The sequence below is a fragment of the Gracilimonas sp. genome, assembly GCF_017641085.1.
Lineage (GTDB): Bacteria > Bacteroidota > Rhodothermia > Balneolales > Balneolaceae > Gracilimonas.
In genome coordinates this window covers 1,032,119-1,046,930 of sequence record NZ_JAEPPI010000001.1, presented here as the reverse complement: position 1 = coordinate 1,046,930, position 14,812 = coordinate 1,032,119, and the positions used below count along the sequence as shown (strand labels likewise).

The window sequence follows — 14,812 nt, the reverse complement described above, 5'->3', positions numbered from 1 at the left end:
GTTGATTTCCCCTTGGAATATTTTAGCGCTAGGGTTGAAACCCATGCTTGTGTACTGGAATACATCGAAGCTATAATCACTATAACCCTCAGGAATTGGTTCTGATCCATAAGAAAAGAATAAAAGAAATCTGTGAAATCTCACGATCCCTGAATCTGTACTCAAAACAACTCTTTAGCCACCTCATACACCGAAGTTGATTTCCCCATGGAATAGTAGTGGAGACTGGGAACACCAAACGCCATCAATTCCCTGGACTGCTGAATGGTCCACTCAATCCCAACCTGAACAACCTCTTCTTTAGTTTTACACTCTTCAATGGCTTTGGAAAGCTCCATGGGTAAATCCACATGAAAGAGCTGAGGTAAGATGGTGAGCTGCTTTTTGGAAGTAATAGGCTTTAGCCCCGGGATAATTGGTAAGGTGATACCGGCTTCCCTGCATTTTTCCACAAAGTCGAAATAGCACTTGTTATCGAAGAACATTTGGGTAACAATGTAATCTCCCCCGATATCCTGTTTCAGCTTCAGGTATTTTAAATCTGTTTGCATGTTTGGAGCCGCAAAATGTTTTTCCGGATAGCCGGCAACCCCGATACAGAAATCCGAGGGCTTGGCGTTTTCCAGCTCTTCATCCAGGTAAACCCCGTTATTCAAATCCACTACCTGCTCTATCAATTCTGATGCGTAGGCATGTCCGCCCGGCTCCGGTTTGAACTCCCTTTCCGGCTTGCGGGTATCACCCTGAATAAGCAGCACATTATCTATTCCCAGAAAATTCAGGTCTATCAGTGCGTTCTCGGTATCTTCTTTAGTGAAGCCACCACAGATGATATGCGGCACGGCATCCACCTTATAATGATTTTGAATGGCAGCACAAATCCCTACAGTACCAGGACGTTTACGAACTGTTTTTCGCTCTAGAAGCCCGTTTTCCCGCTTCTTGTACACAAACTCTTCGCGGTGGTAGGTTACATCCACAAAAGGTGGATTAAACTCCATCAACGGATCCATATGATCAAATAAGGACCGGATATTTTGCCCCTTCAGTGGCGGTAAAACTTCAAATGAGAACAGCGTATCACCGTTCGCTTTTTCAATGTGTTCAGTTACTTTCATTCTTTCGTAGGCTCGTAGTCTAAAATTGGAGAAAGCCACTTTTCGACTTCCTCTTTTGTAGATGATTTTCGTTCAGCGTAATCAATAACCTGGTCTTCACCAATGTTTCCCACACGGAAATACCGGGAATCAGGATGAGAGAAGTAAATACCGCTTACCGAGGATGCCGGATACATAGCAAATGATTCGGTGAGTTCGATTTCTGCATTTTTTTCTACCTCCAGCAAATCAAATAAAATGCGTTTTTCGGTGTGATCAGGACAGGCGGGATACCCGGGCGCAGGTCGAATTCCAGAATACGATTCAGCGATTAGTTCCTCATTACTGAAGTTCTCTTCGTCTGAATAGCCCCAAAATTCTTTTCGGACTCGTTCATGCATCCGTTCGGCGAATGCTTCAGCGAGTCGATCAGCGACAGCTTTAACCAAGATCACATTGTAATCATCATTCACTTTTTTGTATTCATCGATGATGGCTTCAATACCCAGCCCGGCCGTAACAGCAAAGAACCCAATGTAGTCAGGGATTCCTGTTTGTTCCGGTACGATAAAATCCGAAAGACAAGAATTGGATTGCCCCGTTCTCTTCTTGCTTTGCTGCCTTAAAAAGTGGAATGCGCTTTTCTGCTTAGATCGATTCTCATCTTCATACAGCTTTATATCATCTCCGTAACTATTTGCAGGATAGAAGCCTATAACAGCTTTTGCTTGTAATAAATCTTCTTCCACAATGCGATCGATGAGTACTTGAGCATCATCAAAAAGAGACTGTGCCTGTTCTCCCACTTCTTCATCTTTAAGGATATCCGGATATTTTCCGGTAAGCATCCACGTCCTAAAAAAGGGAGACCAGTCAATGTAATTCCTTAACTCTGAAATCGGGTAATCCTCAAATGTCTTAGTACCCAAGAATGAGGGTTTTGGAGGCTTATAACCGTCCCAGTCAATATCAACCTTGTTGGCTTTAGCTTCTTCATAGCTGAGCAGTTCTTTTCGGTTCTGCCGGCTTTCATGCTGTTTCCGAAGTTCCTCATACTCTTTCTTCACCTCCAACCGAACGCCATTCCTACGTTTTTTACTGATCACGTCTCCGGCAATCGAAACCGCTCTTGAAGCATCCAGTACGTGAATAATGGAGCCATCATACTCTGGATCAATCTTAACAGCCGTATGGAGTCGTGAGGTCGTCGCTCCGCCAATGAGCAAGGGCAGATCCATCTTTCTTTTCTTCATCTCCCGGGCTACATGGATCATTTCATCCAGCGAAGGCGTGATCAATCCACTTAGACCAATGGCATCAACATTATGTTTCTCGGCTTCATCAAGAATCTTGTCAGCCGGAACCATAACCCCAAGGTCCACCACATTGTAGTTATTACACGCCAAAACCACGCTTACGATATTCTTACCAATGTCATGCACATCTCCCTTAACCGTGGCTAAAAGAATCTTGGGTTGCTCACTGGTGTCTTTATTTTTAGCCTTTTCCTCTTCCAGGTATGGCGTCAGATAGGCAACGGCCTGCTTCATCACCCGGGCACTTTTCACAACCTGCGGGAGAAACATTTTACCGGAACCAAACAGATCGCCCACTACATTCATACCATCCATAAGCGGGCCTTCGATTACTTCCAGCGGACTCCCATATTTCACACGAGCTTCCTCTGCATCCTCTTCCACATATTCATTAATCCCTTTTACCAGTGAATGACTCAGACGCTCTTCAACCGGCTTATTTCGCCATTCATCACTGGTTTTCTTTTGGGTTGAGGTAGATTCACCTTTGTATTCTTCGGCAATTTCAAGCAGGCGCTCGGTGGCATCATCTCTTCTGTCAAAGAGCACGTCTTCCACTCGTTCAAGCAACTCTTTCGGAATATCATCATATACTTCAAGCTGAGTCGGATTCACAATTCCCATGTCCATACCGTGCTGAATGCCGTGATACAGAAAAGCGGAGTGAATAGCTTCACGAACCCGGTTATTCCCTCGGAAAGAGAACGATACATTGCTGACCCCACCTATTACATGAGCTCCGGGGAGGTTTTCACGAATCCATTTGGCAGCCAGAAAAAAGTCAATGGCATTCCGGCGATGCTCATCCATTCCTGTTGCAACAGGAAAGATGTTCGGATCAAGAATAATGTCTGACTGATCAAATCCTACTTCTTCCGTCAGTAATTTATATGCACGCCCACAGATCTCCTTACGTCTGGGTAAAGTATCGGCCTGCCCCTCTTCATCAAAAGCCATACAAATTACAGCCGCTCCAAAACGGCGAATAATTTTTGCCCTGCGAAGGAACTCCTCTTCACCATCCTTAAGGCTGATAGAATTTACGACACCTTTCCCCTGCAGGCATTTGAGTCCGGCCAGGATTACTTCCCACTTTGAGGAATCCACCATAATCGGAATTCGGGCAATATCCGGATCGGAGGCAATCAGGTTCAGAAAGTGAGTCATTTCCTGTGCACTATCCAGCATTCCTTCATCCACATTGACGTCCAGGATCTGTGCCCCGCCCTGCACCTGATCAAGGGCTACCTTCAGCGCATTATCATATTCATTATTTTTTATGTAATTAAGAAAAGTTCTTGAACCCGTTACATTTGTACGCTCTCCTACATTTACAAAATTGGAGTTTTTTGTTATGATCAGAGGTTCAAGTCCGCTTAACTTTAGAGGTAATGATTGCATAATTAATCGCAGAGCGCGCTGCCTTGCACAAAGATTAAAGGATTAACGAAAAGATTACTTACCGGTTGGTATGTTAGGTGTATATTTCTGCCTGAATTCTCCATGTTTAATTGATATCCTTTGCGAACTTTGCGCTTTTGCGATTAACAATTCTGGGTTCAAAATTCCGGGCAAGTTCAGCCATCTTTGAGATATGTGCGGGAGTCGTTCCACAACAACCGCCGAGTATATTCACCAGGTTATCTTCCAAATATTTCTCCACTTCCTGCCCCATTAGTTCCGGCCCCTGATCATATTCCCCGAACTCATTCGGAAGCCCCGCATTCGGGTAGGCACTAACATAAAAATCTGATTTATCAGCCAAATTTTGGAGGTAAGGCTGTAGTTGCTTTGCCCCCAGGGCGCAATTGAATCCAACACTAAGAATTGGAGCGTGTGAAACAGAGATCAAAAACGCTTCTACCGTTTGCCCGGATAGCGTTCGTCCAGAAGCATCGGTAATAGTTCCTGAAACCATGATGGGTAACTTATCTCCCCGTTCATCAAATAATTCCTGTATCGCAAAGAGAGCTGCCTTGGCATTCAGTGTGTCGAAAACAGTTTCTATAAGTAGTAAATCCGCACCGCCATCCATAAGTCCTTTGGCTTGTTCTTTGTAAGCTTCCGCCAGTTCATCGAAAGTAACAGCGCGATAGCCGGGATCGGTGACTTCAGGCGAAATAGAAGCCGTTTTATTGGTTGGCCCCATCGAACCGGCAACAAATCGTGGTTTATCAGGGTTTTGCCTGGTGAATTTGCCTGTGGCTTTCTTCGCTATTTCAGCCGACTTCCGGTTCAGTTCATACACGATGTGCTCCAGGTTGTAATCAGCCTGAGCGATGGTGGTTCCGCTGAAAGTGTTGGTTTCCACGATATCCGCTCCCGCTTCCAGGTACTCTTCATGGATGGCCTGAATAATATCCGGACGGGTAAGGCTTAATAAATCGTTATTCCCTTTCAGGTCGTCTGCATGATCTTTGAACTGCTCGCCCCGGAAATCCTCTTCTGTCAGCTTATAGCGCTGAATCATGGTACCCATGGCTCCGTCAAGAATCAGGATTCGGTCTTGTAATGCTTGTTCTATATTCACTCTTTCGATGTTGGGTTAGCTTATACAGAAAGAGCGTGAGTGATTAGCTCGCTTATCTTTCTAAGCACATAACGAGTTATGTGCTTAGTGGGATTTGGCACCTGCCCCTTTTCAGTAGTGGTTGCCAAGACGTCATCGGGCCCATCCCTCGGTCTTTCTTTATAAGCATTCAATAAATTCGAAATGAATATAATGGTTGTTGAGCCGCTGAGCAACTTATAAGAATGGGACACGGATGACAAGGATAGAATAGGATGGTTTTTTGAATGGGCTGACTGCAGGCAAAGAGAGGATAAATTTAAAAGCCTGATAGTTTGATTAGATATTAACCGAATCTGAATTACTAATTATAATTGATTTATAAGTGCCTCATAATCATCGTGAGACCCAATCCAAAACCAAATAATCTTATCTTTTTCCATTACTCCGAGTGCACGATAATCTATTGTTATCCTTACAGAGTATACTTTAGGATCCTCATTGATTTTTTTGAACCTTAAGCTGGGGTGAGCGGGGTTCTCTTCAAAGAATCGGTACGCTTTTTGCGCCTTTTCTTTAATACTGTGAGGAAGTTGATCGTAACATTTCCAAAACTTATTAGTTGTTCTGGAAATCATAACTTGTCTTGATCCAGTTTCTTTGTTTTACCGGCTTGATATTCCTCGATAGCTTCGTTGGCTAAATTAGTAAGAACCGATTCAGACTTCTTAAATAATTGCGACCATCTCTCTTCACTTTCAAGTTCCTCCAATACGAAAGCAGCAAATGACTCCCGCTCCTCTTTTGGAAGTTCCTCTAACTTTTCTGTGACTTCTTTTACTTTTTTATTCATATCACTCAGATTATATGGACACTTTAAAGTAATAAAAATGAGTGAATAGATATAGATTTTTTGGTTTATCGGAAATTTAAAATCAAACAATAGCCGAACACTGATGAGACGGATAGAATGGATTTTCGCAGAAGAGAATGGTCTTATTCAGAGAACAACGCTTACCGGAAGGAAGAATTTTTATCGGTAAATGTGGACCAATTATTTATGGGATAGCTCTTCCTCAAAATGCTATACTTATTATTTAATCAAGCAAATTCTTCAATCCCATAAATCAAGGTTCAGAATTATGAAAACTTGATTAGCATAATTTCAGGATTACCATAATAGCCAGTAAGCCTAAGGGCCTGAAATTATTTTTGAAATACCTCCAAACCGTTCGCTAATAATAATCTACAACTCCGTCCTTATCCCAAAGTGCACCTTCCCATTGCCTATAGACTCTTCTGGAGAAATAGCATAGGTAAATTTCAATCGGCCGATTTGGGTTTGGTAACTCAGCCCAAAACCTGTGGAGAAAAGGTATTTTGTTATTTGGAAGGTGTTATCTGTTTCGGTGAGCAACTTCGGTCGTTCGAAAACTCCCGCAGCAGCAAAACCAAACAAAAACGATCTACGGTTCAACAAGAAGCGATACTCCACATCTCCCCAAAGCATGGTTCCGGCCCGGAACTGCTGTTCGGCATAGCCGCGAAAGGAATTTGCTCCTCCAAACCGGATTAAGTCGTTGGTGGTTACTTTATCAGATTCCAGCAAAAAGCCATGTAAAGAAGTGGCAATTACGCTTTTATCAAACACAGGTACGTAGTTACGGGCAGTGAATTCAAGAGAATTTTGCGTGAATGACGTGAGGGAATCATCGCTTAAATCTTTATTTGCGATACCAAGTATCAGTCGAATAGAACTGCCTTTGGTCGGCACATCGAACCGATCTACATTGGTGAATTCAAAACCTAAACGGGCGGTTCTTTTTTGTCCATCCGGCTCCACAACCTGAGGCAGATTACTGCCCGACGTAGTACTTTGGAAACCCACTCCTCCTATCAGTTTTACGCCTGAGCCCACCAGGTAGTATCCGTCCAGATCAACATCCCGGCTTTGGTAGGTGGTATCGTTCTGGTAGAGCTGCATTCCGGCTGAAATGCCCACCGGAATTTCACCTATCCAATCCTGAGAAGCTTTCAGATTCAGCTGACTGGTTTCCGGTCGCAGTCGTTGATAACGAAAATCAATGCCGTTTCCCTGGGTAAGTACATTCCATAGCGACAGCTCCACATCCCCTGCAATTTGCCCGTTTCCGGCAGCATCAGGTACATAACCGAGTAAACCATCAAACTGGTTCAGCGACCGCTCCTCCACGCTGAAAACGATAACCGGCTCCCCCTGACGAAGATAAATACGGGCCGGTTCAACGACGTTGAAAAGACCACTTGAATTCAAATTCGAGCGAAGAATACGAAGATAATCAGGTGAAACCTGTCTGTTTGAATTAAACCTCGAAATCTTTCTCAGGTAATCCTGTGAGTTTGTTCTTGCTCCGGAGAAGTATATATCCGGCCGGGTCACTTTATCACCGGTTAGGATTTCAATTTCCACATCAACCAAACACTCTTCTTTTATGGGGGTAATCGACTTGATAATAGCTTCAGCAAAAGGAAATCCATCCTCTTCCATCCCATAAATAAGCTCAGCAATTTCTGCGCGTAAGTTCTGATCTGTGTAAAACTTATCAGGTTCAATTGTTGAGGATGAGTCAATCTGGCCGGAATAAAGCACGTTCATTTTGTCGAGCCGATATTTACAGCCTTTGGTCACCTGTGCAGTCGAATCGGTAGTTGATGTCACAGCCGCATCAAATAATCCCTCCGAGACAAACCATCGAAGAAGTTTTTGCTCAATTTGAGTTGAATTCTTAGCCAGTTCCGCATCCAGACTATCCGGAATGACAACTTCTTCCCCGTTTTCGTAAACACGAAATTCCGCAGATCGGTTTTGTGTAAACGCCAGAACCGGGATTAAAAGAAATATAAGGGTAACACCTGTTTTCAAGGACATGCCTGAATCTACACTCTTTTTTAAACTTGTGCATTGAATCGATTGGATGATATAGGCACGAAATCCCTCAATTCATATTTACAAAGCCCATTTTAAAACTTTCTATTTAATAAAAATTAAACGACCTCTTCGTTTAGTAATCATTGAAAAAGTCGTAATTTCATCTTTGATGAATGGAAAGGCATGCTTTCGTTCTAAAAAAATACAGTCAAATATATTTTATATTAGTCGTCCAATTATTTTCTTCTTTCGTTCTTAATCCCACATTATTTAATGAAAAATACCTATCACGAACTTATTGACCAGACTTATCACTTCCCACAAAACGGCTTTAGTCTGGTTGATGGCACGCTGAATTTCAACAATGTAGATCTACACTATCTTATTGAGAAATATGGCACCCCCTTTAAGCTGGCTTACCTTCCCAAGATCAGAGAAAAAATTAAGCACTCCCGGGAATATTTCAATAAAGCCATTGCTGAAAACAACTACACCGGCAGCTATGAGTTTTGTTATTGCACCAAATGCTGTCACTTCAATCATGTAGTAAGAACAGCCCTAAAAGAAAATGTTTCCCTGGAAACCTCTTCTTCTTTTGATATCGACCTGATTGAAAACCTGTATAACAAAGGGGTTTTCTCAAATGATAAAACCATTGTTCACAATGGCTATAAAACCGACGATTATATCAAAAAAATTGGCCGGCTCAATAAAGAAGGTTTCAAAAACTCGATTTGTGTGCTGGATAATGCCCGGGAGCTGGATCAGCTGATGGAGCTTAACCTTGATCATCCCATCAAAATTGGATTGCGGATATCGATTGAGGAAGACCCTAAAGCTGCTTATTACACCTCAAGATTGGGTATCAACAAGCGTGAAATTCTTGACTTTGTAAAGGAGCGCATTATTGGCAACGACCAGGTTGAACTGGTTATGGTTCACTTTTTCGTGGATTCCGGCGTAAGCGATAATATGTATTACTGGAATGAATTTAAGAAGGCTTTGAGTCAGTTCACAAAAATCAAGAAAATTGCTCCCTCGGTAAATGCTTTAAATATCGGGGGTGGATTCCCTATCCAGAATAGCCTCAGTTTTGATTTTGACTATGAATACATCACCGGCGAAATTGTGCGAAATATTCAGGAAGCCTGCAAGGATGAAAACGTTGAGGAACCGAACATCTATACCGAATTTGGGAAATATACCGTTGGAGAAAGCGGTGCGGTCATCTTCCAGGTGCTGGAACAAAAACAACAAAATGACGCCGAGCTTTGGTACCTGGTTGATAACAGCCTGATGAATACCATACCAGACGCCTGGTCCATCAACGAAAAATTCATCCTTCTCCCCCTCAATAAATGGGAAAACCAATACAAGCGAATTAATATTGGCGGTATCAGCTGCGATCATTCCGATTACTACAATTCTGAGGAGCTGAACCAGCAGGTACTTCTCCCCACTTTTTCGGATGATGACTCCGAACCGCTTTACATTGGGTTCTTCCACACGGGGGCCTACCAGGATTCCATAAGCGGATATGGCGGCATCAAACACTGCCTCATCCCTTCGCCCAAGCACATTGTGGTGGATATTGATGAAGACGGAAATTTATTCGACTACGTGTATCGCGATGAACAAACGGTAGATAACATGCTTAACATTCTGGGATACAATGACTAAGAATAACCCAATTTTTGCTGGAATTGAAGGAAATCATAATGCCTTTGATCGGGCCAACGTACTTTTACAGTCTATCCCTTACGATGGAACCAGTACCTGGGGGAAAGGAGCCGATCAGGGCTTTGAAGCCTTTCTGGATGCCGCAGAGAACATGGAGATTTATGATATCGAGACGGATAGTGAGGTCTATAAGCAAGGCGTTCACATCATCGACCCTATACTGGAGGATTCCTCCCCGGAAGCGATGTTTGAAGCCGTTTATAAGAGCACAAAAGAACTTCTGACAAAAGAAAAATTTCTCACCTTCTTCGGTGGAGAACATTCGGTCAGCATCGGGATCATCAAAGCTTTTTACGAAGCTCACCCCGATATCACCATCCTGCAGCTGGATGCCCATACCGATCTGCGTCCCAAATTTCACGGCTCGCCTTATAATCATGCTTGTGCAGTATATGATGCGTCCCAAAATGCAAACCTGGTTCAGGTGGGCATCCGAAGTATGGATTCGGAAGAACTTAAATACCTGGATCGCAATAAATGCTATTTTGCTGAAGATATGTATGGTCAGACCGACTGGATGGATGATTCTATTGCCAAAATTACTGATAAAGTGTACATCACCTTAGACCTTGATGTATTTGATCCCTCCATCATGCCGGCAACCGGAACTCCAGAGCCCGGCGGGCTGGACTGGAACACGACAATCCGTTATCTCAAGAAAGTATTTCAGCAAAAAAATGTACTGGGCTTCGATATTGTGGAACTTGCCCCTATTGAAGGCCTGTCAGCACCGCAGTTTTTGGCAGCCAAACTTTTCTATAAAATGCTAAGCTATAAATTTTCTAACTCATGAGTAACAAAGGACCCGTTTCTGAATTCCTAACCCATCATTTCCGGCACTTTAACTCCGCTTCTGTAGTTGATGCAGCCAAAGCCTATGAAGATCAGCTACAGTCCGGCTCAAAGATGATGATCACCCTTGCCGGAGCTATGAGTTCTGCAGAATTAGGCCTTTCTCTGGCTGAAATGATTCGGGAAGATAAGGTGCATATCATCACCTGCACAGGAGCTAACCTGGAAGAAGATGTATTCAATCTGGTGGCTCATGATCATTACAAACGCATTCCCAATTACCGGGATTTGAGTCCACAGGATGAGCAAGAGCTCCTCGATCAACATTTTAACCGCGTCACCGATACCTGCATCCCCGAAGAAGAAGCTATGCGCCGTATTGAAGAGCATTTGGTGAAGCGCTGGGTAAAGGCAACAGAAGAAGGAAACCGGCACTTTCCCCATGAGTATTTTTATGATCTGCTTTTAAGCGGAGACCTTGAAGATTCCTACCAGATTGATCCTAAAGATTCGTGGCTTATGGCTGCTGCGGAGAAGAATATCCCTGTGATTGTTCCCGGTTGGGAAGATTCCACCTGCGGTAATTTCTTTGCCTCTCACTGTATTGAGGGCCGCACAAAGCCAAACGCGATGAAGTCAGGCATAGAATACATGATGTATTTGTCTGATTGGTACCTGAATAATTCGGACAACGGGGTTGGGTTTTTCCAAATCGGAGGTGGAATCGCCGGAGACTTCCCCATTTGTGTAGTACCTATGATTGAGCAGGATTTAGGGAAATCAGATGTACCGCTTTGGTCCTACTTTTGCCAGATCAGTGATTCCACCACCAGTTACGGTTCATACTCAGGAGCCGTTCCCAACGAAAAAATAACCTGGGGCAAACTTGGAATAGACACGCCAAAGTTCATAATAGAATCTGATGCAACTATTGTAGCTCCGCTTATTTTTGCTTATCTGTTGGGTTGGTAACCTGCTAATTAATCATCTTACTGCGTGGCTATTACTGACAAAAAGATCTCTGCAGAAACAGCTTTATACATCTATAAAAACCTGATGCTGCCCAGGCGCATCGAAGAACGAATGCTGATGCTGCTCCGGCAAAATAAAATCAGCAAGTGGTTCTCGGGAATTGGACAGGAAGCGGTTGGGGTTGGAGTTTCACTCTCCTCAGAGCCTGATGACTATATCCTACCCATGCACCGAAACCTGGGAGTTTTTACGGCCCGCAATGTGCCCTTCTACCCTCTTTTCTGCCAGTTATTTGGTAAGGCTGACGGATTTACGCAAGGACGGGATCGTTCCTTCCATTTTGGAATTCCCGACCACAAAATCATTGGGATGATATCTCACCTGGCCGCCATGATGCCCGTTGCTGACGGACTAGCCCTGGCAATGAAAATGAGGAATGAGAAATCGGTTGCATTTTCATTCTGTGGGGATGGCGCCACAAGTGAAGGTGATTTTCATGAAGCCCTGAACTTAGCAGCCGTATGGAAACTTCCGGTGGTATTTATTATTGAGAATAACGGGTACGGACTTTCAACTCCGACTTCCGAACAATTTGCCTGTGAGCATTTATCTGATCGTGCAAAAGGCTATGGCATGCATGGTTTCAATATTGATGGCAACAATATCTTTGAGGTCATGGATACGGTTGGTAAGGCAAGGGAATTGGCATTAAAGGGTGAACCGGTACTCATTGAAGCCAAAACATTTCGTATGCGTGGACATGAAGAAGCTTCAGGGACGCATTATGTACCGGATGTATTATTTGAAAATTGGGCAGAAAAAGACCCGATTCATCGGTTTGAGCTGTATATGGAATCCGAAGGCTTGTTCACCCAGGGCGAGCTTGAAAAGGTTACCAAAGAAATTGACGAGTCCTTTAAGGAGGATCTTAACAAAGCTTTGGCAGCACCTGATCCGGAATTTGACGAAGAGCGGGAACTTGAAAGAGTGTATGCCCCACAGCCCGATGATCCCCCTCCGCATAAAGACGGTGTTACCTACGAACATCGCTTTGTGGATGCTATTCAGGCATCACTACGTCAAGCTTTTGAAGAAGACAGTAAGTTCGTCATCATGGGACAGGATATTGCCGAGTATGGTGGCGTGTTTAAAATTACGGAAGGTTTTTTAGAGCAGTTTGGGCATCAGAGAGTCAGAAATACGCCGATCATTGAATCCGGTGCTTTAGGCGCTGCCCTGGGATTGGCGCTGGCAGATTTCAAACCCGTGGTAGAAATGCAATTTGCCGATTTCATTTCCTGTGGATTCAATCAAATTGTAAACAACATCGCAAAAACACATTATCGCTGGTCTCCACCGCTAAATATCACCATTCGTGCGCCACATGGCGGAGGCGTTGGAGCCGGTCCTTTTCATTCTCAATCGGTTGAAGGCTGGTTCATGCAAATTCCGGGGCTGAAAGTTGTGGTGCCCGGCACGGTGGAAGATGCCATGAATTTAATGTACAGCTCCCTTCACGACCCGAATCCGGTGTTGTTTTTTGAGCATAAAAAGCTATACCGAAGCTTAAAGGCACACATCCCTGATACCGCTAACTACGAACCGCTCGGGAAAGCGAAAGTCCGGAATGAGGGTTCTGATACAACCATCATCACGTATGGAATGGGTGTTCAATGGGCACTTTCTGTGGCTGAATCATATACCAAAAAAGGTATTTCACTGGAAGTGCTTGATTTACGCACCCTCCTTCCTCTGGATAAAGAGGCTGTTCGGGAATCGGTTCAGAAAACAGGAAAAGTGTTACTGTTGCAGGAACCTTCACTGACGCTGGGGCCATTGAGTGAAATTTCGGCCATTATTTCTGAGGAATGTTTTGAATGGCTGGATGCACCTGTAATGCGTTGTGCTTCCTTAGACATGCCCATCCCCCACGATAAAGGACTTGAAGACGGCTACATGGCCCTTTCAAAACTGGACAAGTTGATTAGTAAACTCATTGAATACTAAACAGGGATCCAACATTATGGAAAATACAAAGAGCATTGACCGACTCAATTACAGCTGGAATATTTTCCTTCACCAACAAGAGCTCATCAAATTAGCGGATAACAAAATCCGGTATTTATTCCTGGTAAGTAGTGTGGCTGCTACTTTTATACTTACTGAATCCAAAACGCTGGAAACCATCAATATTTCCGAAATTTTGTTTATGGGTTCTTTTGTGCTCTTTTTGGCTTTTGCCTCGCTGACCATCAAACCCCGAAAAACCACTCACGGCGGTGATGATACCTCAAGGCTTGTATATCATCAGGATATTATCTCAAGGCCGAACCGAGCGGCCTATGCAGCTGATTTTCGGGAAGCTTCGGATGAAGAATTGCAAAGCGACCTGCTCCATCAGATTTATGAAATTTCTTCTATAGCCAACAAGAAATACCGATACTATAATTATTCCTTCTACACCCTTTGTGTGCAGATTATCTTTTTCTTTATTGTACTTATTTAGAATCCCCTTCAGCTTCAATAAAAACCCGCTTCACACGTGGGTACGTTTTCTTAATCTCCGCAGATAGTTCTGCCGTACCCCACTCAACCTGATCCGAATTCAACTCAGATACAAAATCAGCGTTAATCGTTACCAAAATGTACTGAGGCCCCATGTGTAACGTCAGCACCTCTTTCACCATGTGGATGGACTCCATGGTATTCCCCATTTTCTGTATGCTTTCAATTATTTCACGGTCGGCACTCTCACCAATGAGGAGCCCTTTGGTTTCATGGGCCAGCCAGATTGCAGTTCCGCCTAAAATCACCCCAATAACGATAGACGCAATTCCATCAAAAATGAGGATTCCGGTCAACTGTGAAAGAAATACCCCGACGAAAGCCACCATGAGTCCCAGCATAGCGGCTGAGTCTTCAAAGAGAACCACAAAAGTAGTTGGGTCTTTTTCTTTGCGTACGGCTTCGTAATAACTTCGGTCGCCTTTGGTCTTATTAAACTCTTTCCAGGCAAAATACCAGGCGAAGGCTTCAAAAATCATGGCCAGCCCCAGTACAATGTAATTCACCATAGGGTTGGTGATTTCATGGGGATCGGACAGGCTGTGAATCCCTTCATAAATGGAAATACCGGAACCCACTGCAAAAATCATTATAGCCACCACAAAACTCCAGAAATAGACTTCCTTACCATGACCAAAAGGAAAGTCGGCGTCGGCCGGTTTTTCGGCTTTCTTCAATCCCATTAACAGCAGAACCTGATTTCCGGTATCTACCACTGAGTGGATCCCTTCCGACATCATGGCCGAACTGCCGGTAATTACAGCAGCGATAAATTTAGTGATTGAAATGAGTCCGTTACCGATGAGAGCGGCATAAATTACTTTTTTTGAACCTGAGGCCAAGGGAATATTTTTTTGTTAATGATTGGCTCTAAGTAAAGTGATTTTAAGCAGAGTTTCACCATCCAATAATT

The 14,812-nt window shown here is 43.7% G+C and carries 11 protein-coding genes and 1 riboswitch; of the genes, 5 read left to right on the top strand and 6 right to left on the bottom strand.

Going from position 1 to position 14,812, the window contains the following annotated elements; translation table 11 throughout:
• Nucleotides 1-161: 161 nt before the first annotated feature.
• The 5 genes from JJ941_RS04480 to JJ941_RS04460 all read right to left on the bottom strand — a co-directional run bounded on the left by JJ941_RS04480 (nucleotide 162) and on the right by JJ941_RS04460 (nucleotide 7,830).
• Nucleotides 162-1,118 (bottom strand): methylenetetrahydrofolate reductase, encoded by a 957-nt coding sequence (locus tag JJ941_RS04480; protein ID WP_290962467.1) that lies wholly within the window; start codon nucleotides 1,116-1,118, stop codon nucleotides 162-164.
• The gene (gene metH / locus JJ941_RS04475) at nucleotides 1,115-3,814 is read right to left on the bottom strand and encodes a methionine synthase (RefSeq protein WP_290962466.1); all 2,700 of its coding nucleotides are present in this window, start codon (nucleotides 3,812-3,814) and stop codon (nucleotides 1,115-1,117) included. The genes JJ941_RS04480 and metH overlap by 4 nt, the downstream gene beginning before the upstream one ends.
• Nucleotides 3,815-3,920: 106 nt before the next feature.
• A complete protein-coding gene (locus JJ941_RS04470) occupies nucleotides 3,921-4,943 on the bottom strand; it encodes a homocysteine S-methyltransferase family protein (protein ID WP_290962465.1) in 1,023 nt (340 codons plus the stop codon).
• A 49-nt stretch (nucleotides 4,944-4,992) separates the two neighbouring features.
• A riboswitch (SAM riboswitch) is annotated at nucleotides 4,993-5,111 on the bottom strand.
• A 445-nt stretch (nucleotides 5,112-5,556) separates the two neighbouring features.
• Nucleotides 5,557-5,775, bottom strand: a complete 219-nt coding sequence (locus JJ941_RS04465) for a hypothetical protein (RefSeq protein ID WP_290962464.1) — start codon at nucleotides 5,773-5,775, stop codon at nucleotides 5,557-5,559.
• 393 nt (nucleotides 5,776-6,168) lie between these two features.
• Entirely contained in the window at nucleotides 6,169-7,830 is a 1,662-nt protein-coding gene (locus JJ941_RS04460; RefSeq protein WP_290962463.1) for a BamA/TamA family outer membrane protein, read from the bottom strand.
• A gap of 273 nt (nucleotides 7,831-8,103) precedes the next feature.
• On the opposite strand from JJ941_RS04460, the gene JJ941_RS04455 reads away from it, so the two are divergent.
• Genes JJ941_RS04455 through JJ941_RS04435 form a run of 5 tightly spaced genes read left to right on the top strand, consistent with a single transcriptional unit; the run spans nucleotide 8,104 to nucleotide 13,840 of the window.
• On the top strand, nucleotides 8,104-9,510 hold the full coding sequence (locus JJ941_RS04455) for an arginine decarboxylase (protein ID WP_290962462.1): 1,407 nt from the start codon (nucleotides 8,104-8,106) through the stop codon (nucleotides 9,508-9,510).
• The gene (speB, locus tag JJ941_RS04450; protein ID WP_290962461.1) at nucleotides 9,503-10,363 is read left to right on the top strand and encodes an agmatinase; all 861 of its coding nucleotides are present in this window, start codon (nucleotides 9,503-9,505) and stop codon (nucleotides 10,361-10,363) included. The genes JJ941_RS04455 and speB overlap by 8 nt, the downstream gene beginning before the upstream one ends.
• Complete coding sequence (locus JJ941_RS04445) at nucleotides 10,360-11,334, top strand: deoxyhypusine synthase family protein (RefSeq protein WP_290962460.1); 975 nt, start codon at nucleotides 10,360-10,362, stop codon at nucleotides 11,332-11,334. Before speB ends, JJ941_RS04445 begins: the two co-directional genes overlap by 4 nt.
• A 24-nt stretch (nucleotides 11,335-11,358) precedes the next feature.
• Nucleotides 11,359-13,341 carry an alpha-ketoacid dehydrogenase subunit alpha/beta gene (locus JJ941_RS04440; RefSeq protein WP_290962459.1) on the top strand — a complete coding sequence of 661 codons (1,983 nt, stop codon included), beginning with the start codon at nucleotides 11,359-11,361 and terminating at the stop codon, nucleotides 13,339-13,341.
• A 16-nt stretch (nucleotides 13,342-13,357) separates the two neighbouring features.
• On the top strand, nucleotides 13,358-13,840 hold the full coding sequence (locus JJ941_RS04435; protein ID WP_290962458.1) for a Pycsar system effector family protein: 483 nt from the start codon (nucleotides 13,358-13,360) through the stop codon (nucleotides 13,838-13,840).
• Here the strand turns inward: JJ941_RS04435 and JJ941_RS04430 are convergent.
• A complete protein-coding gene (locus tag JJ941_RS04430) occupies nucleotides 13,833-14,741 on the bottom strand; it encodes a cation diffusion facilitator family transporter (RefSeq protein ID WP_290962457.1) in 909 nt (302 codons plus the stop codon). The genes JJ941_RS04435 and JJ941_RS04430 overlap by 8 nt on opposite strands.
• Nucleotides 14,742-14,812: the final 71 nt, after the last annotated feature.

What these genes read in the sequence shown, in the direction of transcription:
- JJ941_RS04460 (WP_290962463.1), bottom strand. Translation starts at nt 7,830, where the DNA reads ATGTCCTTGAAAACAGGTGTTACCCTTATATTTCTTTTAATCCCGGTT.
- speB (WP_290962461.1), top strand. Translation starts at nt 9,503, where the DNA reads ATGACTAAGAATAACCCAATTTTTGCTGGAATTGAAGGAAATCATAAT.
- JJ941_RS04445 (WP_290962460.1), top strand. Translation starts at nt 10,360, where the DNA reads ATGAGTAACAAAGGACCCGTTTCTGAATTCCTAACCCATCATTTCCGG.
- JJ941_RS04480 (WP_290962467.1), bottom strand. Translation starts at nt 1,118, where the DNA reads ATGAAAGTAACTGAACACATTGAAAAAGCGAACGGTGATACGCTGTTC.
- metH (WP_290962466.1), bottom strand. Translation starts at nt 3,814, where the DNA reads ATGCAATCATTACCTCTAAAGTTAAGCGGACTTGAACCTCTGATCATA.
- JJ941_RS04455 (WP_290962462.1), top strand. Translation starts at nt 8,104, where the DNA reads ATGAAAAATACCTATCACGAACTTATTGACCAGACTTATCACTTCCCA.
- JJ941_RS04435 (WP_290962458.1), top strand. Translation starts at nt 13,358, where the DNA reads ATGGAAAATACAAAGAGCATTGACCGACTCAATTACAGCTGGAATATT.
- JJ941_RS04465 (WP_290962464.1), bottom strand. Translation starts at nt 5,775, where the DNA reads ATGAATAAAAAAGTAAAAGAAGTCACAGAAAAGTTAGAGGAACTTCCA.